At 69.7% G+C, this 21,870-nt stretch carries 21 protein-coding genes; 12 read left to right on the top strand and 9 right to left on the bottom strand.

The features are described 5' to 3' along the window. The first annotated feature begins 11 nt into the window (after window positions 1-11). From NQ706_RS01090 to NQ706_RS01055, 8 genes are all read left to right on the top strand, one after another. Window positions 12-2,117 carry a penicillin-binding protein 2 gene (locus tag NQ706_RS01090; protein ID WP_051805763.1) on the top strand — a complete coding sequence of 702 codons (2,106 nt, stop codon included), beginning with the start codon at window positions 12-14 and terminating at the stop codon, window positions 2,115-2,117. Continuing rightward, window positions 2,092-2,589 (top strand): hypothetical protein, encoded by a 498-nt coding sequence (locus NQ706_RS01085; RefSeq protein WP_051805765.1) that lies wholly within the window; start codon window positions 2,092-2,094, stop codon window positions 2,587-2,589. The genes NQ706_RS01090 and NQ706_RS01085 overlap by 26 nt, the downstream gene beginning before the upstream one ends. A 116-nt stretch (window positions 2,590-2,705) precedes the next feature. Further along, window positions 2,706-2,975, top strand: a complete 270-nt coding sequence (gene rpsO, locus NQ706_RS01080) for a 30S ribosomal protein S15 (RefSeq protein WP_006946370.1) — start codon at window positions 2,706-2,708, stop codon at window positions 2,973-2,975. 170 nt (window positions 2,976-3,145) lie between these two features. After that, complete coding sequence (locus NQ706_RS01075) at window positions 3,146-5,626, top strand: polyribonucleotide nucleotidyltransferase (RefSeq protein ID WP_038567588.1); 2,481 nt, start codon at window positions 3,146-3,148, stop codon at window positions 5,624-5,626. A gap of 135 nt (window positions 5,627-5,761) precedes the next feature. Then, window positions 5,762-6,868, top strand: a complete 1,107-nt coding sequence (locus tag NQ706_RS01070; protein WP_038567591.1) for a YihY/virulence factor BrkB family protein — start codon at window positions 5,762-5,764, stop codon at window positions 6,866-6,868. Window positions 6,869-6,882: 14 nt separating this feature from the next. Further along, window positions 6,883-8,652, top strand: a complete 1,770-nt coding sequence (locus NQ706_RS01065) for an alkaline phosphatase D family protein (RefSeq protein WP_288756465.1) — start codon at window positions 6,883-6,885, stop codon at window positions 8,650-8,652. Between the two features lie 10 nt (window positions 8,653-8,662). Further along, window positions 8,663-9,409, top strand: coding sequence for a 4-hydroxy-tetrahydrodipicolinate reductase (gene dapB / locus NQ706_RS01060; protein ID WP_038567606.1), 747 nt, complete (start codon window positions 8,663-8,665; stop codon window positions 9,407-9,409). A gap of 155 nt (window positions 9,410-9,564) precedes the next feature. Then, entirely contained in the window at window positions 9,565-10,242 is a 678-nt protein-coding gene (locus tag NQ706_RS01055; RefSeq protein ID WP_038567608.1) for a DedA family protein, read from the top strand. Here NQ706_RS01055 and NQ706_RS01050 read toward each other — a convergent pair. The 3 genes from NQ706_RS01050 to NQ706_RS01040 are packed head-to-tail and all read right to left on the bottom strand — an operon-like array spanning window position 10,229 to window position 13,343. After that, a complete protein-coding gene (locus NQ706_RS01050) occupies window positions 10,229-10,948 on the bottom strand; it encodes an LUD domain-containing protein (RefSeq protein WP_038567611.1) in 720 nt (239 codons plus the stop codon). The two genes, NQ706_RS01055 and NQ706_RS01050, sit on opposite strands and share 14 nt — an antisense overlap. Then, window positions 10,945-12,585, bottom strand: coding sequence for a LutB/LldF family L-lactate oxidation iron-sulfur protein (locus NQ706_RS01045; protein ID WP_038567614.1), 1,641 nt, complete (start codon window positions 12,583-12,585; stop codon window positions 10,945-10,947). The genes NQ706_RS01050 and NQ706_RS01045 overlap by 4 nt, the downstream gene beginning before the upstream one ends. Further along, a complete protein-coding gene (locus NQ706_RS01040) occupies window positions 12,582-13,343 on the bottom strand; it encodes a (Fe-S)-binding protein (RefSeq protein WP_038567617.1) in 762 nt (253 codons plus the stop codon). The genes NQ706_RS01045 and NQ706_RS01040 overlap by 4 nt, the downstream gene beginning before the upstream one ends. 96 nt (window positions 13,344-13,439) lie before the next feature. Here NQ706_RS01040 and NQ706_RS01035 point away from each other — a divergent pair, with 96 nt between their 5' ends. Continuing rightward, window positions 13,440-14,336: a FadR/GntR family transcriptional regulator gene (locus tag NQ706_RS01035; RefSeq protein WP_038567618.1), complete on the top strand. Its 897-nt coding sequence runs from the start codon at window positions 13,440-13,442 to the stop codon at window positions 14,334-14,336. A 110-nt stretch (window positions 14,337-14,446) separates the two neighbouring features. Here NQ706_RS01035 and NQ706_RS01030 read toward each other — a convergent pair whose 3' ends face one another. Both NQ706_RS01030 and NQ706_RS01025 read right to left on the bottom strand, forming a co-directional pair. Then, on the bottom strand, window positions 14,447-15,271 hold the full coding sequence (locus NQ706_RS01030; RefSeq protein ID WP_038567621.1) for a hemolysin III family protein: 825 nt from the start codon (window positions 15,269-15,271) through the stop codon (window positions 14,447-14,449). Continuing rightward, a complete protein-coding gene (locus NQ706_RS01025; RefSeq protein ID WP_038567624.1) occupies window positions 15,268-16,416 on the bottom strand; it encodes a helix-turn-helix domain-containing protein in 1,149 nt (382 codons plus the stop codon). The genes NQ706_RS01030 and NQ706_RS01025 overlap by 4 nt, the downstream gene beginning before the upstream one ends. A gap of 85 nt (window positions 16,417-16,501) precedes the next feature. On the opposite strand from NQ706_RS01025, the gene NQ706_RS01020 reads away from it, so the two are divergent. The 3 genes from NQ706_RS01020 to NQ706_RS01010 all read left to right on the top strand — a co-directional run bounded on the left by NQ706_RS01020 (window position 16,502) and on the right by NQ706_RS01010 (window position 19,354). Further along, the gene (locus tag NQ706_RS01020) at window positions 16,502-17,650 is read left to right on the top strand and encodes a ferredoxin reductase (RefSeq protein WP_404360206.1); all 1,149 of its coding nucleotides are present in this window, start codon (window positions 16,502-16,504) and stop codon (window positions 17,648-17,650) included. Window positions 17,651-17,764: 114 nt separating this feature from the next. Then, a complete protein-coding gene (locus NQ706_RS01015; RefSeq protein ID WP_038570627.1) occupies window positions 17,765-18,928 on the top strand; it encodes an acyl-CoA desaturase in 1,164 nt (387 codons plus the stop codon). A gap of 75 nt (window positions 18,929-19,003) precedes the next feature. Next, window positions 19,004-19,354: a FitA-like ribbon-helix-helix domain-containing protein gene (locus NQ706_RS01010; protein ID WP_404360247.1), complete on the top strand. Its 351-nt coding sequence runs from the start codon at window positions 19,004-19,006 to the stop codon at window positions 19,352-19,354. Window positions 19,355-19,370: 16 nt separating this feature from the next. Here NQ706_RS01010 and NQ706_RS01005 read toward each other — a convergent pair whose 3' ends face one another. From NQ706_RS01005 to NQ706_RS00990, 4 genes are read right to left on the bottom strand one after another with little or no spacing between them, the layout of a single operon-like run. After that, window positions 19,371-19,676 carry an AzlD domain-containing protein gene (locus tag NQ706_RS01005; protein ID WP_038567630.1) on the bottom strand — a complete coding sequence of 102 codons (306 nt, stop codon included), beginning with the start codon at window positions 19,674-19,676 and terminating at the stop codon, window positions 19,371-19,373. Further along, window positions 19,673-20,581, bottom strand: a complete 909-nt coding sequence (locus NQ706_RS01000; protein ID WP_038567633.1) for an AzlC family ABC transporter permease — start codon at window positions 20,579-20,581, stop codon at window positions 19,673-19,675. Before NQ706_RS01000 ends, NQ706_RS01005 begins: the two co-directional genes overlap by 4 nt. Further along, the gene (locus tag NQ706_RS00995; protein ID WP_038567635.1) at window positions 20,578-21,075 is read right to left on the bottom strand and encodes a dihydrofolate reductase; all 498 of its coding nucleotides are present in this window, start codon (window positions 21,073-21,075) and stop codon (window positions 20,578-20,580) included. The genes NQ706_RS01000 and NQ706_RS00995 overlap by 4 nt, the downstream gene beginning before the upstream one ends. Beyond that, window positions 21,072-21,866, bottom strand: coding sequence for a thymidylate synthase (locus NQ706_RS00990; RefSeq protein WP_038567638.1), 795 nt, complete (start codon window positions 21,864-21,866; stop codon window positions 21,072-21,074). Before NQ706_RS00990 ends, NQ706_RS00995 begins: the two co-directional genes overlap by 4 nt. Between the last annotated feature and the right edge of the window lie 4 nt (window positions 21,867-21,870).

The raw sequence follows: 21,870 nt of genomic DNA, 5'->3' as shown, positions 1-21,870 counted from the left end.
GTGGCCATGCCGTGCCCGGGCGCCGCCGTCAGGCCAGCCGGCCACGAACCGGTTCGCGTGCCGCGGGTGGCCGACGCGCCACGCTGGGGCCGTTTCTCCTGCCGGAACGCATCGGTTCTCGGCGAGGTACGGGTGGCACCTCGGCGGCCCAACGGCGCCTCGCGATCTACCTCGTCCTGACGTTCGTCGCCGCGATCGTGCTCGTCGGACGCCTGGCCCAGCTGCAGCTCGTCGACGCTCGGGCGAGCCGCGCGGCCGCCGATGCGATGACGACGCGGGCCGTCGTCGTCCCCGCCGTGCGCGGACGCATCCTTGCCGCGGACGGCAGTGTGCTCGTCGGCAACGGCTCCACGACGACGCTGACGATCACGCCCGACCAACTGCGCCGTCCGGAGAACGCTCATCGCATCCTGAGCCGCGTCGCGCACGCCATCGACCGCCCCGTCGCCGACCTCGAACGGCGCACCGCGACCTGCGGCACGAAGGGCGCCGCGCCGGCACCGGTGTGTTTTTCCGGCCAGCAGTTCGAGCCCGTGCCGATCGCCTCGGACGTCCCGACGGAGGCCGTCAGCGGCATCCTCGAACAGCCGGAGCGCTACCCGGGCGTCGCGGCGACGACCCGCCCCACACGCACGTACGGCCCGAGCGGCAGCTCGCTCGCGCAGGTGCTCGGCTACCTCACGACGACGACGGCGGACGACGTCACCGCCGCGCGCGAGGCCGGCCGCGAAGCTCCCGCGACGACGGCGCTGCTCGGGCGCGCGGGCCTGGAGCAGCAGTACGACACGCAACTGCGCGGCCGCGACGGACGCCGCGTCGTGAGCATCACGCCGACGGGGGAGGCCGAGCGCGTCGTGGCGAACGAGGCGCCGACGAACGGCGCCGATGTGCGCACGAGCCTCGACCCCGGGCTGCAGAAGTCCGCGGCCGACGCGCTCGCGAAGGGCATCGCCGCAGCCCGCAAGGGCGGGTCGAAGGCCGATTCGGGTTCCGTCGTCGTCATGGATGCCGATTCGGGTCAGGTGGCGGCGCTGACGAACCAGCCCACCTACGACCCGAGCGTCTGGAACGGCGGCATCACCCAGGCCGAGTGGGACACGTTGACGCGCGGCGGCTCCGACCCGCTCTCGAACCGTGCGGTGACGGTGGCAGGGCCGCCGGCGTCGACGTTCAAGGCGGTGTCGCTGTTCGGGGCGGCCGCGGCTGGTGTCGACCCGAAGGGGACGTACGACTGCCCGAGTTCGCTGCGCATCGGCAACCGCACGTTCACCAACTTCGAGTCGGAGGCGCACGGTCGCATCGACATCCCGACGGCCCTCGAGGTTTCCTGCGACACCGTCTTCTACCGCTGGGCCTACCGCAGCTGGCTCGACGCAGGCGGGGCGAAAGCCTCCGTCGACGCACCCGACGCACCCGACGCGTTCGCCGCAGCCGCCCGCACGTTCGGCTTCGGTGCCCGCACCGGCGTCGACCTGCCCGGCGAGGCGAGCGGCGCCGTCACCGACCGGGCGCAGAAGCGACGCGACTGGGAGGCGACGCGCGCCCAGAGCTGCGATCGTGCGAAGCGCGGCTACCCCGAGGTCACGGACAAGGCGCGGGCGGCTTACCTCAAGCAGGTGGCGCAGGAGAACTGCACGAGCGGGTACGTGCTGCGCGCCGGTGACGCGGTCAACCTCGCGATCGGTCAGGGCGACGTCAGCGCAACGCCACTGCAGATGGCGGCGACGTACGCCGCGGTGGCGACGGGCGGCACACGCGTGACGCCGACGCTCGTGCCCAACGCGACGTCCGCGCAGACGGAGACCACGAGCCTGCACCTCGACCCCGCGATGCTGGCCGTCGAGCGCGACGGTCTCGCCCGCGTCCTGCGCTCGGGGACGGCGTCGGACGCCTTCGCCGGGTTCGACCTCGCGCGCTTCCCGATCAGTGGCAAGACCGGCACCGCCGAGGTGTACGGCAAGCAGGCGACCGCGTGGTTCGCCTCCTACATGCCCGAGCCGGTCGCGGGGCACCGCTACGTCGTCGTCGTGCGCGTCGACCAGGGCGGCGAGGGCGGACGCGTGGCGGCACCCATCGGGCGCGCTGTGTGGGATGCCATCGCACATCGGGGCGCCTGAGGCGGGCGCGGGGTTCGGTTTCGCGCTCGGCGCGACGAGCATGTTCGCCTCGGCGATCCTGACGGCCGGCATCGGCCCGTGGCTGCCTTACCAGATGCTCGGTGCGAGCTGGGTCGCGCTCGGTGCCGGCCTGCTGCCGTGGCGGCGCGGGCTGCGTTGGCCCGCCGAGCTCTCGCTGCTGTGCGGCTACACGGCGTTCGCGTCACTTGCGTACGGCTTCGTCCTCAACATGTGGTTCTGGCCGTTCTCGACGAGCGGCGACCCCGGCATCAGCCCCGTCCCCGGGGCGCCGCTTGCGACGAACCTCGCACACTTCGTCGCGTTCAGCCTCGCCACGTCGCTGGGCTGGGATCTGGGGCGCGTCATCACGAACGTCGCCCTCGTCCTGGCCGTCGGCCGGCCCGTGATGACGGCGCTGCGACGCGCATCGCGCCGGGCCGCGTTCGAGGCGCGGGGCGAGTTCGTCGATTAGGCCGCCACCTCCTGCCGCTGATAGCCTGAACAAAGCCGTAGACCGGCCGCGGATCGAGAGCGCCCCAGTGAACAGGCCTGGGAGCACCGCGCAGCGAGAGTTCAAAGGAGTCAGGTATGCCCCTGGACGTTGAAACGAAGAAGAAGATCATCGCCGAGTACGGCACGTCCGAAGGCGACACCGGCTCGCCCGAGGTTCAGATCGCCCTGCTGACGCAGCGCATCAAGGACCTGACGGAGCACTCGCGCACGCACAAGCACGACCACCACAGCCGTCGTGGTCTGCTCCTGCTCGTCGGTCAGCGCAAGCGCATGCTGCGTTACCTCGAGTCGGTCGACATCGAGCGTTACCGCTCGCTGATCAAGCGTCTCGGCCTGCGCCGTTGATCGCATTGATCACCATGATCTGACGCCGAGTGGCGGTCATCCCTGAAAGGGTGGCCGCCTCTCGGTGTTTTCGAGGCACGCGCCGTGTCGCCTCGAAGCAGCAAGAAACGGGCCGCGCACAACGACGATGCACGTCCCGAGACGAAGATGAAACAAGAAGGAGGCCCCACATGGAGGGTCCCGAGATCCAGTTCGCCGAAGCCGTCATCGACAACGGCTCGTTCGGCACCCGCACCGTCCGCTTCGAGACGGGCCGCCTGGCCAAGCAGGCCAATGGCGCCGTCATGGCGTACCTCGACGACGACACGTGCCTGTTGTCGACGACGACGGCCAGCAAGCAGCCGAAGGAGCACTTCGACTTCTTCCCGCTGACGGTCGATGTCGAGGAGCGCAGCTACGCCGCCGGCAAGATCCCCGGCTCGTTCTTCCGCCGCGAGGGTCGCCCCTCGACGGACGCCATCCTCACCTGCCGTCTCATCGACCGCCCGCTGCGCCCGGCCTTCAAGAAGGGTCTGCGCAACGAGGTCCAGGTCGTCATCACCGTGCTCGCGCAGAACCCGGACGTGCAGTACGACGTCCTCGCGATCAACGGCGCGTCCGCGTCGACGCAGATCTCCGGTCTGCCGTTCACGGGCCCGATCGGTGGCGTCCGCGTCTCCCTCATCGACGGTCAGTGGGTCGCGTTCCCGAACTTCTCCGACATCGAGCGCTCGGCGTTCGACATGGTCGTCGCCGGCCGCATCGTGGGTGATGACGTCGCCATCATGATGGTCGAGGCGGAGTCGACGGAGTCGACGTGGAACCTCGTGAAGAACGGCACGCAGGCCCCGACCGAAGAGGTCGTCGCCGAGGGCCTCGAGGCCGCGAAGAAGTTCATCCGCGTCCTGTGCGAGGCCCAGATGGAGCTCGCGAAGCAGGCGGCCAAGGAGGTCCAGGACTTCCCGGTCTTCCTCGACTACCAGGACGACGTGTACGAGGCCGTCGCGAAGGACGGCACCGACCAGACGGCCGCCGCGATGACGATCGCGGGCAAGGCCGAGCGCGAGAGCAAGCTCGACGAGATCAAGGACGCGCTCAAGGCCGAGCTGGCCGGCGAGGGCAAGCCGTTCGAGGGCCGCGAGTCCGAGGTCTCCGCCGCGTTCCGCTCGCTGCAGAAGCAGCTCGTGCGCGAGCGCATCCTGCGCGACAAGGTCCGTATCGACGGCCGCGGCCTCGCCGATATCCGCGCGCTCTCGGCCGAGGTCGAGGTGCTGCCGCGCGTGCACGGTTCCGCGATCTTCGAGCGCGGCGAGACGCAGATCATGGGCGTCACGACGCTCAACATGCTGCGCATGGAGCAGCAGATCGACTCGCTGTCGCCGACGACGCGCAAGCGTTACATGCACCACTACAACTTCCCGCCGTTCTCGACGGGTGAGACGGGTCGCGTCGGTTCGCCGAAGCGTCGCGAGATCGGTCACGGCGCGCTCGCCGAGCGTGCGCTCATGCCGGTGCTGCCGACGCGTGAGGAGTTCCCGTACGCCATCCGTCAGGTCTCCGAGGCACTCGGCTCGAACGGTTCGACGTCGATGGGTTCGGTCTGCGCCTCGACGCTGTCGCTGCTCAACGCCGGTGTGCCGCTGCGCGCGCCCGTCGCCGGTATCGCGATGGGTCTCGTCTCCGCCGAGATCGACGGTGAGACGCAGTACGCCGCGCTCACCGACATCCTCGGCGCCGAGGACGCGTTCGGCGACATGGACTTCAAGGTCGCCGGTACGCGCGAGTTCGTCACGGCCATCCAGCTCGACACGAAGCTCGACGGCATCCCCGCGCAGGTGCTCGCCGGCGCGCTGACGCAGGCCCGCGACGCGCGTCTGCACATCCTCGACGTCATGAACGAGGCGATCGACGCTCCCGACGAGATGTCGCCGTTCGCTCCGCGCGTGCTCGCCGTCAAGATCCCTGTTGACAAGATCGGTGAGGTCATCGGCCCGAAGGGCAAGATGATCAACCAGATCCAGGAGGACACCGGCGCCGACCTGTCGATCGAGGACGACGGCACGGTCTACATCGGTGCGACGGACGGCCCGAGCGCCGAGGCCGCGCGCAACGCCGTCAACGCCATCGCGAACCCGCAGATGCCGGAGGTCGGCGAGCGCTTCCTCGGCACCGTCGTCAAGACGACGACGTTCGGCGCGTTCGTCTCGCTCCTGCCGGGCAAGGACGGCCTGCTGCACATCTCCGAGGTGCGCAAGCTCGTCGGCGGCAAGCGTATCGACGCCGTCGAGGACGTCCTCAAGATCGGCCAGAAGGTCCAGGTCGAGCTCAAGGAGATCGACCCGCGCGGCAAGCTGTCGCTCGGTGTCGTCGAGGAGGCCAAGGCCGACGACGCGCCCGAGGCGCCGACCGAGACGACGCCGGCCGCCCCGGCCGACGCCGACGCCGACAGCGCTGACGCCGCCGCGAAGATCGCCGACGCTGCGGGCCACATGGACTCCGGTCACGCGAGCGACGAGGACGGCGAGCGCAAGCCGCGTCAGCGTCGTCGTGGCGGCCGTGGCCGTGGCCGCGGCAACGACGCTGCCGAGGGCCGCGGTGACGCCGCGTCCGACCAGCTCGTCGACGCCGGTGACGACGACCAGGCGGCGTCCGCGACGTCCGAGGACGCCTGAGCCGCTCACGTGAGGGAGCGCGCTCACCGTTGAGGTGAGCTGCTTCGTCCGCCGAACCCGCCCCCGATCCGCGACCCGCGGATCGGGGGCGGGTTCGTCATCTCACCCGTGTGGGGCGCATGGGATGATGCGCAGGTGAACTCAGTGGAGCGTGCCGACAGGTTCCAGCGTCGACATCCGGCGCTGGGCTACCCGATCGGTGTCATCTACAAGTTCGTCGACGACCAGGGCGCCTACCTCGCGGCGCTGATCACGTACTACGGGTTCCTGTCGATCTTTCCGCTCTTGCTGTTGCTGCAGTCGGTTCTCGGCTTCGTCATCGACGGTGACGACCGGCTGCGTCAGCAGATCCTCGACTCGGTGCTCGCGCAGATCCCGGTGCTCGGGCCGTCGCTGCACTCCGCGTCGATCGAGTCGCTGACGGGCAGCGTGTCGGCCATCGTCATCGGCGCGATCGTGGCGCTCTACGGTGGCCTCGGTGTGGCGCAGGCGATCCAGCACACGAGCAACCACTGCTGGGCGGTGCCGCGCAACAGCCGCCCGAACCCGATCCTCATGCGCGTGCGCAGTGGCGCCATCATCATGTTCCTCGGGGCGGCGCTCATCGCCATCGGCATCCTGCCGACGCTGTGGAAGCCGTTGCAGAGCTGGGCGTGGTTGCTCAACGTCGTGTTCGGCACGGGCATCTTCCTGCTGCTCATGAAGATGACGAACGCGCGCGGCGAGGGCTGGGGGCGTCTCGCGCCGGGCGCGTTCTTCATCAGTTTTGCCTGGCAGTTCTTCGTCGCGAACAGCACGACCTTCACGAACATCTTCGGGGCCCGTTCGACAGGCACCTACGGCACCTATGGCGGCATCCTGACGCTGCTGCTCGCCAGTTACCTCATGTCGTTGTCGTTCGTCATCGGCACCGAGATCAACGTCGTGCTGCACAAGCATCTGTACCCGCGTTCCCTCATGACACAGTTCACCGACGACGTCGACCTGACGCTCGCCGACCAGCAGGCGTACGCGGGGCAGGCGCAGATGCAACGGTTCAAGAACTACGAATCCATCGACGTGGTCTTCGACAAGGACGGCGACGGTCTCGCCGATCAGCCCTCGGATCTCGACGTGCGATGGAAGGATGCGGTGCGGGCCCACGACGACTGGTTGCAGACTCGCCACCCGATGCGCCCGAGCGGCATGTGGGGCCTGAACGCCGAGAACGAGGATCGCAGCAGCGCGGACGGGAGCGAATGATGGGGGAGCAGACCATGGTGGCGAACGAGAATGACACGGTGATGCAGGCCGGCGACGAGCCGATCGTCCTGGGGCCGATGGTGCGCTACACGAGCGAATGCGAAGCGTCGGTGTGGGTCGAGACCCGCGACGCCGGGGAGGTCGCCGTCATCACCGACGGTGGGCGCTGGAGCGCGCGCACGTTCGGCGCGCACGGGCATCACTACGCCCTCGTGATCCTGGACGCTCTCGAGCCGGGGCAGACGTACGGCTATCGCGTCGAGGTGAACGGCGAACAGGCGTGGCCCCTGGCGGACTCGCCGTTCCCCGACCCGTTCTTCAAGACGCTGCTGCACTCGCGCCCCACGAAGATGGCGTTCGGCAGCTGCCGCACGAGCGAACCGCACGATGCGAAGAGCAACCGCAAGAACGGCATCGACTCGCTGCGCGCCGTCGCGCACGAGATCGCCCGCGACCCTCACGACGAGCGGTGGCCCGACCTCGTCGTGCTGCTCGGCGACCAGGTCTACGCCGACGAGACGTCGGAGGCGATGCAGGAGTACATCGAGGCGCGCCGCGGGCTCGACGCGCCGCCCGGCGAGGAGCTCAAGGACTACGTCGAGTACGCGCACCTGTACCGCCTCGCCTACAGCGAACCGGCAGTGAGGTGGCTGCTGTCGACGCTGCCGAGCGCGATGATCTTCGACGACCACGACGTGCGTGACGACTGGAACACGTCGCAGACGTGGCACGAGAAGATGAACGCGACGCCCTGGTGGCACGAGCGCATCGTCGGCGCGCTCGGGTCGTACTGGGTCTATCAGCACTGTGGCAACCTCTCGCCCGAGGCGCTCGCCGATGACGAGCTGTGGCAGCTCATCACGTCGCACACCGGGGACGACGAGCTCGACATCACCGTCGCCGTCGACGCGTTCGCCGAGCGGGTTGATGAGGACCCGACGACATACCGCTTCTCGTACACCCGTGATCTGGGCGAGTCGAAGCTCATCGTCGTCGACTCGCGGGCGGCGCGCGACCTACGTCCCGATCACCGCGCGATGCTCGACGCGGACGAACTGCGCTGGCTCGATGACGAGTTGCGCGGCGACGTCGAGCACCTGTTCATCGGCACCTCGCTGCCGTTCTTCATGCCCGAGGGCCTGCACATGCTCGAGGCGCTCGACGAGGCCGCGGCCGAGGGGGCGTGGGGCCGTCCGGCGGCGTTCTTGGGGGAGAAGCTGCGTCAGGCCGTCGACCTCGAGCACTGGGCGGCGTTCAGCGACACGTTCTTCAAGGTCAGCGACATGCTGTTCGAGGTCGCGCGTGGTGAGCGTGGCCGAGCGCCGAGGACGATCACGTTCCTGTCGGGCGACATCCACAACTCGTTCCTGTCGGAGGTCAACGGCGGCGAGGAGCTGACGTCGCGCATCTTCCAGGCCGTCTGCTCGCCGATCCGCAACCCGCTGCCGCGCCACGTGCGCGCGCTGCAGGCGATGATCGGCAAGGGCCTCGCGTTCCCACTGCGCGCCGTCGTCGAGCGCACGAGCGTGCGCACGCCGTCGTTCCGCTGGCGCACGACGCACGGGCCGTGGTTCGACAACAACCTCGCAGTCGTCGAGGTGACGGGCGACGGTCTCGACTTCCGCTGGCTGACCGGCGAGATCCGCGACGGCGACCTCGAGCACCCGCACACGCGGGTCGTCAGCGACATCCGCATCGAGGGTGACGGTGAGTCGAAGCGTCTCGACACGTGGCAGCCACTCGGCATTCGGATCCTGACGCGCGTGGCGCACCTTCGTCGATAGGGTCGCGTCCATGAGCGAGACGATCAAGGTTGCAGTCATCGGTGCCGCCGGGCGCATGGGCAGCGAGGCGGTCAAGGCCGTCGAGGCCGCGGACGACATGACGTTTGTGGGTGGCTTCGACGCCGGGGACGACCTGGGCGACCTCGGGGGTGCCGACGTCGCGATCGAGCTGACGGTGCCCGCCTCGTCCCCGACGAACGTCGCGTACTGCATCGAACGCGGCGTCAGCGTCGTCGTCGGCACGACGGGGTGGGACGACGCGAAGCTCGCGACGCTCCGGGCGCAGCTCGACGCGGCGCCCGGCGTCGGTGTGCTCATCGCGCCGAACTTCTCGATCGGCGCGCTGCTCATGATGAAGTTCGCCCGCGAGGCGGCGAAGTTCTACGAGAGCGTCGAGGTCGTCGAGATCCACCACCCGAACAAGGTCGACGCGCCGTCCGGCACGGCCGCGCACACGGCGCGCGCCATCGCCGAGGCACGTGAGCAGGCGGGGCTGGGGCCGGTGCCAGACGCGACGGAATCCGACCCCGACGGCGCGCGCGGCGCCCGCGTCGACGGCATCCCGGTGCACGCGATCCGCATGCGCGGGCGCGTCGCGCACCAGGAGGTGCAGTTCGGCGCCGAGGGTGAGGCCCTGACGATCCGTCACGACAGCTTCGAGCGCGTCAGCTTCATGCCGGGCGTGCTGACGGGCGTGCGCGGCGTCATCACGACCCCGGGGCTCACGGTGGGCCTGGAGAACTTCCTCGGGCTCTGAGCTCGGATGCTCCGTCTGGGCCTGAGGTCAGCCCGGACGGTGCGCCGACAGCATCCGTCCGGGTGAACTTCGAAGGTCCGGACGGTCGCGCTGGCGTCGCCTGCCGGACACCTGGGCGTCAGCTCCGGGCCACGTCGCGCGGCTAGCGTTCTGCAATGCTCGATGCCGTGCTCGCGCCGCTCGAACACCTCATGACGTCGTGGTGGATCTACCCGGCGCTCTTCGGCCTGTGCACGCTCGATGCGTTCGTGCCTGTTTTTCCCAGCGAAGCCCCGCTCATCCTCGCCGGGGTGTACGCCGCGTCCGATCCGAACGGGCCGCAGCTCGTGCTCGTCGTGCTCGTGGCCACGCTGGGGGCGGCACTGGGCGATCACCTCTCCTACGGCATCGGCCGGGTCGTCGGTGCCCGCTCGCTCGGGGCGCACGGTTCGCGGCGTGCTCGCACGTTCGAGAAGGTCTCGCGCGTGCTGCACGAACGAGGGTCGTGGGCGTTGCTCGTCGTGCGCTTCATCCCGGGCGGACGCAGCGTCGGCACGATGTCGCTCGGCGCCGCGCGCTATCCGTTGCTCACGAAGTTCACGCCGTACGACCTGCTCGCGACGCTGTTGTGGGCGCTGCACGGCTGCCTCATCGGCTACGTCGGCGGGCGCGCGTTCGGCGACAACCACCTCGCGGGGATCCTCACCGGCATAGGGCTCGCGATGGCGGTCGCGGCACTGCTCGAGGGCGTTCGCCACGTCCGAACGAAACGCCGCGTGACGCGCGAACGCCGCGCCGCGAGTGGTGATTCCACCCGAGACGCGGCGTCGTCCGTCGAGGTCAGTCAGTCGTGACGATGACGTGCAGGCGCCGCGGGCCGTGCACCCCTTCGACGCGGTCGAGCTCGATGTCGCTCGTCGCGCTCGGACCGGAGATCCACGTCAGCGGATGCCCCGCCTCGACGCTCGCGCGCAGGGCGCTGACGGCGGCCGGCACGTCCGCGTGGACCTGGTCGGCCCGCACGAGACAGACGTGCAGATCGGGCACGAGCGTCAGCGCACGACGCCCCTGCCCCGCAGTGTGATCGAGGACGATCGTGCCCGTCTCGGCGATGGCCGCGGCACACGTCGTGACGACCGCCTCGATGGCGTCGAGACCGTCGGGCGTGCCCGGGTCTTCGCGCGCCATCGACGCATCGACCGCGCCGACGACTGCCTCGGGCAGCCCGGCCGGCAGCAGGACGCCGTTCGCGCCCTCGAGCGCCGCGGCGACACGCGCGCCGGCGCCAGCTGCCGAGGCACGTTCGACGACCGCCTTGTAGTCCTCGGTGCGCTCGACGAACAGGTCGACGAGGTCGGGCGACCCCGCCGCGGGGGTGGCGTCGGCCGCAGCGCGCGAACCGTCCGCATCAGGTGACGTCGCCTGGGCGCCGGCGCTGCCCGACGACGAATCCCGCTGCGTCGTCGCCGAATCGGCCCGCTGCGACGACGTGCTCGTCACCCCGGCGTTCGCGTTGGCCGTCCGGATGCGCTGCAGGATCTCCTCGCGTGCGCTGCTCATGCCTCGTCCTCGCTGTCGCTGGTGGGGTGGGGGAGCCCGGCGTCGCGGGCGCTCGTGCCGTAGTGGCCCTCGACGTCGACTCCGGCGCGGTTCGGACGCGACCCCGCTGCGGCCTGGCCGCTCTCGTCGAGCCGGCCGCTGTCGGTGCGCGCGAACCACTCGCGGAACGTCTCGGTCGGGGGAGCGGGGATGTCACGCGCTGCGCTCCACGGCGCGAGGGGCCCGGGAATCGCGCCGAGGTAGGAGACGTCCTCACGCTTGAAGACCTTGCCGGCCACCGTCGCGAGCGTCTGCAGACGCCCCATGCGCTTGCCGGAGGCGAGCGCCCATTCGGCGCCCGCGATGGCGGTGCGCTCGAAGCTCGGGACGCGCGAGGCGGCGCGCTTCTTCTCGACGACCTGCGTGCGCAGTTCGACGAGGATCTTCGGAAAGTCGATCTTGACGGGGCACACCTCGCTGCACGCGCCGCACAGTGACGACGCGAAGGGCAGCGCCTTGTCGCGATCGGAGTCGAGGCCGCGCATCTGCGGGGTGAGGATGGCGCCGATCGGTCCGGGGTAGACGCTCGTGTAGGCGTGCCCGCCCGCGCGTTCGTAGACGGGGCAGACGTTGAGGCACGCCGAGCAGCGGATGCAGCGCAGCGCCTCGCGCCCGACGGTGTCCGACAACACGCGCGTGCGGCCGTTGTCGACGAGCACGACGTGGACGTCCTGCGGGCCGTCGGCCTCGCTCGACCCCGTCCACATCGACGTGTAGGGATTCATGCGCTCACCGGTCGACGAACGTGGCAGCAGTTCGAGCATGACGGCGAGGTCGTCCCACGTCGGCAGCACCTTCTCGATGCCGACGACGGAGATGAGCGTCTCCGGCAGCGTCAGGCACATGCGTCCGTTGCCCTCGGACTCGACGACGGCGAGCGTGCCCGTCTCCGCGACGGCGAAGTTGGCGCCCGAGATCCCGACCTTGGCGCGCAGGAACTTCTCGCGCAGGTGACGACGGGCAGCGTCGGCGAGCGCGGCGGGATCGTCGCTCAGGTTCTCGGGGGCCGGGCGGCCGACCTCGCCCATCTCGGTGCGGAAGATGTCGCGGATCTCGCTGCGGTTCTTGTGGATCGCGGGCACGAGGATGTGCGACGGGCGGTCGTGGCCGAGCTGGACGATGAGCTCGGCGAGGTCGGTCTCCCACGCGTCGATGCCCGCGGCTTCGAGGGCCTCGTTGAGCTCGATCTCCTGCGTCGCCATCGACTTGACCTTGACGACTTCCTGCGTGCCTGTCGCCTTGACGAGGTCGACGACGATGCGGTTGGCCTCCTCGGCGTCACGCGCCCAGTGGACCGTCGCGCCGGCGCGCGTCAGCGACTCCTCGAGCGTGACGAGCAGCGTGTCGAGGTCGGCGAGCACGTCGTCCTTGACGGCGGCGCCGCGCGTGCGCAGTTGCTGCCAGTCGTCGACCTCGCCGACGACCTCGGCGCGCTTGGCGCGGATCGTGCCGGTCGCGTGACGCAGGTTGGCGCGCAGTTGGGCGTCGTCGAGGGCGTGCTTCGCCTCGTGCGGGAAGGCCGGCATCCCGACGAACGTCGCGGTCGTCGTGCCGACGGGCAGACCCGCGTCGGCGGCGGTGCGGGGCTGGCAGCTCATGCGGGGTCCTGTTCGGTCGAGGCGAGCACTTCGGCGAGGTGGATGGTCTTGACGCCGGTGCGTCCGCGGTGCAGCAGACCGCCGATGTGGGCGAGGCACGAGTTGTCGCCGGCGACGACGTACTCCGCGCCCGTCTCGACGACGTGGCGCGCCTTGTCGTTTCCCATGGCGACGGAGACGTCGGGGTTCTTGACGCTGAACGTGCCCCCGAAACCGCAGCACTGCTCGGCGGCGGGCAACTCGCGCAGGTCGGCACCGGCGACCGCGCGCAGCAGCTGCAGCGGACGGTCGCCGACGCCGAGCATGCGCAAGCTGTGGCAGGTGGGGTGGTAGGTGATGCGGTGCGGGAAGTAGGCGCCGACGTCAGTGACGCCGAGCACGTCGACGAGGAATTCGGACAGTTCGAGCACCCGCGGGGCGAGCGCGTCGACCTCGCGGGCGAGGCCCTGGTCGCCGACCCGCTCGGCGATCATCTCGTGCTGCTCGCGGACGGATCCGGTGCAGGAGCCGGAGGGGGCGACGACGTAGTCGAACGCGTCGAACGTGTCGACGAACCCGCGCACGAGGCCCTTAGCGTCGTTCGCGTACCCGGTGTTGGTGAACATCTGGCCGCAGCAGGTCTGCTCGGTGGGGAACTCGACGTCGACCCCGAGGCGGCGTAGGAGCTTCACCGTCGCGATCGGCGCCTTGGGAAACATCGTGTCGTTGAAGCAGGTCGCGAAGATCGCGACGCGTGGGCGGGTGGGGGCGATCGTCACGACGGCATCCTTAATGGTCTGACCAATGTGCTGCGTCTCACTCTAGAAGCATGACCCCCGACGGTCAAGAAGTCGAGGCCGCGTAGCATGCCGCCCATGACCCACCCCTGCGCGCCCGCCTCGCCCGAACCGGGCCCGCCGCCCGCAGCCGAGGAATCCGGTCTGTCGAACCCGGGGCAGCCGGCGTCGGATTCAACTCCCGCGTCAGACGCGGCGCCCGCCCAGGTCGAGACTCCGGCTGCCGCGCCGGGTGCCAACCCGGTCGCGTCACGATCGGGGCGTGCCTACGAGGGTGTCGTGCAGTGGGTCGAGGACGGCATCGTCTCGGGCCGTCTGCGTGTCGGCGACGTGCTGCCCGCCGAGCGTGACCTCGCCGCGCAACTCGCCGTCAGCCGTGCCGTGGTGCGTGAGGGCGTGCGCGCCCTGCATGCCATCGGGGTCGTCGACTCGCGCGTCGGAGCCGGTGCGGCTGGCGGCACCGTCATCACGGCCGTGCCGACGGAGGCGCTCAACCGGTTCTTGCGCATGCACGTGGCGCTCGCGCAGTTCAGCCTCCTCGACGTCGTCGACGTGCGCTGCAGCCTCGAGGGCCTGTCGGCGCGGCTGGCCGCGCGCAACGCGACCGACGCCGACCATGCGCGCCTCGCCGACCTGATCACCGCGATGCGTGACGACGACCTGCCGCCCGATGTCTTCAACGCGTGCGACACCGATTTCCACGTCGCCATCGCGCGGGCCGCGGGCAACGCGCTCGCCACCGACCTCACCGTTGCCATCCGCGAATCCATGCGCAGCCCCATCCGTCACGGCATGAACCACGTCGACGACTGGCCGGCTGTGCGCGCGCGGTTGCGCGAGGAGCACGAGGCCATCGCCGCGGCGCTCGCGGACGGCGACGGCTCACGCGCCGCCGATCTGCTCGACGCGCACATCCGACGCGCGAGCGAGCAACTCCTCGGGGACGGCGCGCAGGCAGCCGGCGACACCGCCTGACGGGACGACTTGCGCTGGTCGGTGCTCGCGTGGCGGAGGCGAGGCCCACGGTGGCGATCCTGTGGCCCGCGCCGACGCCCGGGCGGGCAGTGCACGCGGGGAGGCCGCCGTCAGCGCGTGAGGACGATGGCCGCCGCGATGAAGTGGGCGATGAACGCGGCGACGGTGCAGGCGTGGAAGATCTCGTGAAAGCCGAACACGCGCGGCCACGGATCAGGGCGTTTGAAGCCGTAGACGACCGCTCCGAGCGTGTAGAGGATGCCGCCCGCGGCGATGAGCGTCATGACGAGGGTGCCGCCCGCGGCGTGCAACGGCCCGGCGTAGAAGATCGCGACCCAGCCGAGCGCGACGTAGATCGGCGTGTAGAGCCAACGCGGCGCATGCACCCAGAACGTGCGGAAAGCGACGCCGAGCAGCGCGCCGACCCACACGATGACGAGCAGACTCACCCGTTGCCGGCCCGCGAGCAGTGTCAGCGCGAACGGCGTGTACGTGCCGGCGATGATGAGGTAGATGTTCGAGTGGTCGAGGCGGCGCAGGATCGTGTCGGCGCGCGGGCTCCAGTATCGGCGGTGATACAGCGCCGACGTGCCGAACAGCATCGTCGCCGTAGCACCGAGGACGAGCGCCCCGACGCGCGCCGGGGTCGTGTCGGCGAGAAGGCCGAGCACGAGACAACCGATGAGGCACAGGGGCGCGAGGACGAGGTGCAGCCACCCGCGCAGCAGGGGTTTCATCGCCACCGCCAGGGCCTCGCCCGCGAGGTGCTCACCATGTTCGCCGTGCCCAGTGGACTCGCCGTGCCCGTCAGGCAGAGCCGACCGTGTGGGTTCATGGATCATCGGGTCGAGGGTCATGGCGTCGGGGTTCGTGTTGTCGGCGTTCGTCGGTTCGGCTGCTGCGGGTTGCGGACGGTCGGTTGCGGGGGTGTTCACTGCGGGGTCCTCGATCGGTCGGCGATCAGCCCGAGCGTCAGCTCCAGGCCGGTGCGGGCGTCGGTGAGCGTGTCACCGTAGTGTTCGCGCAGGGTGCCCAGGCGGTAGCGCACCGTCTGGGGGTGGACGTGGAGGGCCTCGGCGACCTCCTCGCGGCGTCCGTGGTGCAGCAGCCAGGCGAGCAGCGTCTCGGCGAGCACGGCCCGCTTGGCCTCCGAGACGTCGGCGAGCGGCGCCAGGGCGCGCTCGCGCAGCATCTGCGCGACGAGCGGGTCGGCGTCGAGGATCAGTTCGGGCAGCAGCGTGTCGGCGTCCGCCGGTTCACTCACCCGGGCGAATCGCAGCGCGCGTCGGGCGCGCGTCACCGATTCGGCGGCGCGGCTCCAGGCGAGCGTCGGCCCGAGGGCTGCTGTGGTCGTAGCGCAGGCAGCGAGGACGCGCGCGCGGTTGCCGGGTGGGAGGTCGGGCACGAGGACGAGCGGCGAGCCGTCCGGGGTGCGCGACCACAGGGCCTTCTCACCGACGGCGCTCGCGACGGCCGCCGGGGCGTCGCCCGTCAGTGCCAGCGCCGTGAGGGTGCGCGGCGGGTTCCAGTGAGCCCGTTCGGCGAGATGCTCGAGCGTGTCGGGCTGGTCGCCCGCGACGAATGCCGCCGCCAGCTGGTCGCGTCGGCGCGCGAGCTCACGGGTGCGGGCCGTCATGGCCGCGGTGTGGCCGGCGAGGCTCTCGACGGACAACTCGTCGATGAACGCGAACGTGCCCGCAGCGAGGCTCGCGATGCTCGCGGCCGACTCGCCCTGCGCGACGGCGCGTTCGGCGAAGTGCGTCCACGCCTCGCGGGCGCCGACGCGGTAGGCCGTGAGCAGCGCGTCGCTCGAGCGCCCCGTCTCCGCCTCGCCCTGGCCGAGGCGGTAGGCGCCGGTGCGCATGGCCGTGGCAGACGTCGTGTCGCCGTCGTCACCGAGGGTGTCGAGGAAGGCCGCGAGGGCCATCGCGACGGCCGCCTCGATGTTCGCGCGCAGTGTGTCGCCGAACTCGCGGTCGTAGCCGGGTACCTCTCGGATGATGGCCTCGACGCACCCGCTGGCCGTGTTCGGCAGGTGCTTTCGCAGGGTGGCAATGGTGTCTTGCCGCAGAGTCGACATGTTCACACTCTACGAACAAATCCCGAAAAGATCATGTGAGATCGCAGTCAAGAATTATCTCCTGCGCGCCAAATACGCTGGTCGCATGCCGCACGCTGTCTCCTCATCAACCACGATGGCCCGCTCGTCGGACGAGCGGCGGGCCTCCGCCCGCCTGAAGCATCTCGCCTGGAACGCCGTGCGCACCCTGACGACGCCGCTGCTGCCCGACGACTACCTCGACCTCGTCGACCCGTTGCGCAGCCCCCGCTACCTGCGCGCCCGCGTCGTCGACGTGCACCCCGAGACGGCGGACGCCGCGACCGTCACGCTGCAGCCGGGCCTCGGTTGGACAGGGCACGTGCCGGGGCAGTTCATCCGCGTCGGCGTCGACGTCGACGGGGTGCGCCTGTGGCGCGCGTACTCGGTGACGTCGGGGCCGCGCGACGACGGGCGCATCACGATCACCGTCAAGTCGCTCTCCGGCGGGCTCGTCAGCTCCCACCTGCACGAGTCGTTGCGCTCCGGCCAGATCGTGCACCTCGAACAGGCGAGCGGCGAGTTCGTCTGGACGGGAGGTGTCGAGCCGACGCTGTACGTCACCGGCGGCTCCGGCATCACCCCCGTCATGGGCATGCTGCGCCACCGTCTCGCCGCCGAGGGCGAGCGTTCCGACGGCGAAGGCACGCACGACATCGTCGTCGTGCACTCGGCCGGCCACCCCGAGGACGTCATCTTCGCCGACGAGCTGCGCGGGCTGCACGAGCGTGGCGCCATCACCCTCGTCGAGCGCCACACACGCCTCGAGGGCCGGCTGGATCCGGCCGAGCTCGACCATCTCGTACCCGACTGGCGCGATCGTGAGGTGTACGCGTGCGGCCCCGCCGGGATGCTGCGGATGCTGCGCGAGTTCGCCGAACTCAATGGCGTCGAGGACAAGCTGCACACCGAGAACTTCGTCGTCGAGCTCGCCGAACCGGGGGAGGGCGGCACCGCGACCATCGTCATGGGCACGACGACGCGGGAGGTCGCCGTCAGCGGCGAGACGTCGATCCTCGACGCGGCCGAGGCCGCCGACATCCTCGTGCCGAGCGGGTGCCGCATGGGCATCTGTTACGGCTGCGTGCTGCCGCTGCGTTCCGGCGCGGTGCGCGACATGCGCACCGGCGAGGTGACGAGCGGCACTGACGGCGACGGCGTCATGGTGCAGACCTGCATCTCCTCCGCCGCCGGGGACTGCACGATCGGACGCTGAACTCGACGCCTGTGCAGGGCGCCGGCCGGGCGCGAGATCGGCTCGGGCGCCTCACGACGAACCACGACCATGACGAACCGCACGACGAGAACGACGAAGAAGGATGGCTGTCGCATGACCGCACTGCAGAAGAAGGACCACAACCCGATCGCTCACCTGAGCCGCGCCGACATCGAGCGTCTCGGTGAGGAGCTCGACGCGGTGCGTGCACGGGTCGTCGAGAGCCGGGGCGAGAAGGACGCGGCGTACATCCGTCGTGTCATCCAGGTGCAGCGTGGCCTCGAGATGGGGTCGCGGGCACTGTTGTTGTTCTCGAAGAAGAAGCCGGCGTTCGTCATCGGGACGGCGGGGCTCGCCGTGGCGAAGATCCTCGAGAACATGGAGATCGGCCACAACGTCATGCACGGCCAGTGGGATTGGATGCGCGACCCGAAGATCCACTCGAGTACGTGGGAGTGGGACAACGCCTCGCCCGCCGACCTGTGGAAGCACAGCCACAACGAGCTGCACCACACGTACACGAACGTCATCGGGCGCGACAACGACCTCGGGTTCGGCATCATGCGCGTCGACGAGGATCAGAAGTGGGTGCCGTTCTACCTCGCACAGCCGATGTGGAACTTCATCAACGCGTGCTTCTTCGAGTACGGCATCGCCGCGTACGACCTGGAGATCGGCAAGTACCTCAAGGGGCGCAAGGACAAGGACGTATTCGCCCGCGACGGTCGCAAGGTGCTGCACAAGATCCGTGAGCAGGTGACGAAGGACTACATTGCGCACCCGCTGCTCTCGGCGCTGACGGGGTCGGGCAAGCAGACGATCAAGGCGAACTTCATCGCGAACCTCACGCGCAACCTCTGGACACACTCGGTCATCATGTGCGGGCACTTCCCGAGTGGTGTCGAGACGTTCACGAAGAAGTCGATCGTCGGGGAGACTCGCGGCGACTGGTACCTGCGCCAGATGCTCGGTTCGGCGAACATCAGCGGTTCGCGGGCCATGCACATCGCGACGGGCAACCTGAGCTACCAGATCGAGCACCACATGTTTCCCGACCTGCCGAGCAACCGGTACGCGGAGATCAGCGAGCAGGTGCAGGACATAGCTCGCCGTTACGGGTTGTCCTACGTGACGGGGCCGCTGCCGAAGCAGATCGCGTCGGCCTGGTGGGCGATCATCCGCCTGTCGCTGCCGAACGAGTACGCCGCGAAGCTCGAGCGGAAGCCCCAGAACGTCACGCAGCTCGTGCAGCGGCAGGTGCAGCCGCAAGCCGCCTGAGTCTCGCCATGGGCTGACGAGCACCTCCTTGCTCGCTTTGCTGCCGAGGAGGTGATCGTCTTGGCCACTCTGAGGATGCCAGATGTCGATGAGGTCGTCCACGAGCGCCTGCGCCGTCAGGCTGCGGAGCCTGGACGTTCCGTCGAGGCCGAGGTGCGGGCGATTCTCGCGGCAGCGACCCACGTGCCGGAGAAGAATTTCTTGCAGACGCTGCGTGAGCGCACGCGACCGCCCACGTTCTCGCGAGTGGCACGTCGGTCGGGCGAGTCATGGGAACGGTGGATGCCCAGATCGCCGGTATCGCTCTGGGCGCCGGCTCTGCACTCGCCACGCGCAGGATTTCGCCGGGGTCGGCGGGCTGCGCCTCATCGATCCCCTCGAAAGCTCGTCCTGAGGTCTCACTCCACCAGAGGGAGCGAGACATGAATCCAGGAGCGTCGGCTCAGAACAACCGGATGATCGCGGCCGTCGCGGCCGCGACGATGACGACGACGATGAATGGCGCGCGCAGAACCAGGGCGATGATCGCTGCGACGGCCGCCGCTGCGCGCGCGTCGATGACGACCCGGCCGCCGTCGCCGACGAACGCCTGGACGCACACGAGGCCGGTGAGCAACGCCACCGGTAGCAGCGCGACGATGTTGGACGTCCGCTTGCCCTCGAGGTAGCGCGGCGGCACGAGATAGCCGATGAACTTGAGCACGAACGACAACGCGCTCGCGAGCAGAACCGTCGTCCATGTGCTCATGTCGTCGATCCGATCCGGCCGGCGTCGGACGGGCCACCGGGCGTCGTGCCGTCACCGGGCGCATCGGCGCGAGACGTCTCGACGCCGGGAATGTCGGCGCTCGGCTCGCCGTCGGCTGAGGGGGAATCGTGCCGTGTCGAGTACCACCAGCCGACGACGACGGCCGCGACGACCGTCGCGAGAACGGGCACGCCGGCGTGCGTGAGCGGCGACAACCCGAGCGCGATGCACGCGGCGAGCGCCGCCGTCACCTTGCCCTGCAGCGTGCCGAGGCGCGGCCACAGCAGCGCCATGAAGGCGCCGACGGCGGCGGCGTCGAGGCCGTACTTCTTCGGGTCGCCCATCGCGTTGCCGGCGACTGTGCCGACGAACGTCATCGTGTTCCACATGACGTAGACGCCGAGGCCCGTCCACCAGAATCCGGTGCGTGACAACTGTTCGGTGGGGCGCCCGACCGACATGGCGGCCGACTCGTCGATCGTCACCTGCGCGGCGAGGAGGCGTCGCAGCCCGCGCGGGCGCAGGAACTGGTTGATCTGCAGACCATAGATGCCGTTGCGCACGCCGAGCAGTGACGACGTCGCGACGGCCGACGCTCCCGACCCACCGCCACCGAGCACCCCGACGACGGCGAACTGCGAACCGCCGGAGAACAACAGCAGCGACAGCGCCATCGTCTGCCAGGTCGTGAGGCCCGCAGCGATGGCGAGCGCGCCGAAGCTGACGCCGTACACGCCCGTCGCGATCGCGAGGGAGACCGAGTCCTTCTTGACGGCCGCGGCGTCCTCGTGGAGGGCGTCGGGATGGTCGTGGTCGGAGTGGTCGCCAGGGGTGTGCGCCGTCCGGTGATGACGGACGTCGACGGGCGCGTCACCTCCCGACGTCTCGTGCCGGGCGTCGCTCACGAGGTGCGGCGTTCGTACATGACGAGCGTGAACCCGTCGCGCGGTGCGCGCTGCGTCTCGACCCACACGGCCGGGTCGATCGTGGGAAAGTGGGCGTCGCCCTCAGGCGCGAGGGGGATCTCGCTGATGAGCAGACGGGTGACGTGGTCCATCGTCGCGGCGTAGATCTGCGCGCCGCCGACGACGAACGCGTCCTGGCCGGCGACCTGTTCGAGGGCTTCGTCGACAGAGTGAACGACGGTGACGGACGTGTCGTCACGCGCCGGCTGTGCGGGGGCGAACTCGGGATCGTGCGTCACGACGATCGAGCGGCGACCAGGCAGGGTTCCCATCGTCGCGAACGTCGTGCGCCCCATGATCATGGGGTGAGCCATCGTCGTCACCTTGAAGTGCGCGAAGTCGGCGGGGATGTTCCACGCCATGTCGCCGCCCGCGCCGATGACGCCGTTCTCGGCGACGGCGGCGATGCTCGTCAGCTGGGGCGCATCGCTCATACCGCCACCTGGGCCTTGATCGCGGGGTCGGCCTCGTAACCGTCGAGGCGGATGTCATCGAGCTCGAACGCGTCGAGCGCCGTCAGGTCGGGGTTGAGCACGAGCGTCGGCAGCGTCTTCGGCGTACGTGTCAGCTGGAGGCGCGCCTGGTCGAGGTGATTGACGTAGAGGTGCGCATCGCCGAGCGTGTGGACGAAATCGCCCACCGCGAGGCCCGTGACCTGCGCGACCATGTGGGTCAGGAGGGCATACGAGGCGATGTTGAACGGGACGCCGAGGAAGACGTCACCACTGCGCTGGTAGAGCTGGCACGACAGCTTTCCGTCGGCGACGTAGAACTGGAACATCGTGTGGCACGGCGGCAGCGCCATGTCGTCGACGTCGGCGACGTTCCACGCCGAGACGATGTGACGACGGCTGTCGGGGTTCGTGCGGATCGACTCGACGACGCGCGCGATCTGGTCGATCGTCTGGCCGCTCTGCGTCGGCCACGAGCGCCACTGGTGGCCGTAGATCGGCCCGAGGTCACCGTCGGCGTCGGCCCATTCGTCCCAGATCGAGATCTTGCGCTCGTGCAGCCATGCGACGTTCGTGTCGCCGCGTAAGAACCACAGCAGTTCGCCGAAGATCGAGCGCAGGTGCAGCTTCTTCGTCGTGAGAACGGGAAACCCCTGGGACAGGTCGAAGCGCATCTGATGACCGAAGACGCTGAGCGTCCCCGTGCCCGTGCGGTCGTCCTTGCGGGTGCCCTCGTCGAGAATGCGCCTCAGCAGTGCGTGATATTGCTCCACGCGC

This window comes from Dermacoccus sp. BD5 (genome assembly GCF_044878485.1).
Lineage (GTDB): Bacteria > Actinomycetota > Actinomycetes > Actinomycetales > Dermatophilaceae > Dermacoccus > Dermacoccus nishinomiyaensis.
This window is presented reverse-complemented; position numbering and strand designations above follow the sequence as displayed.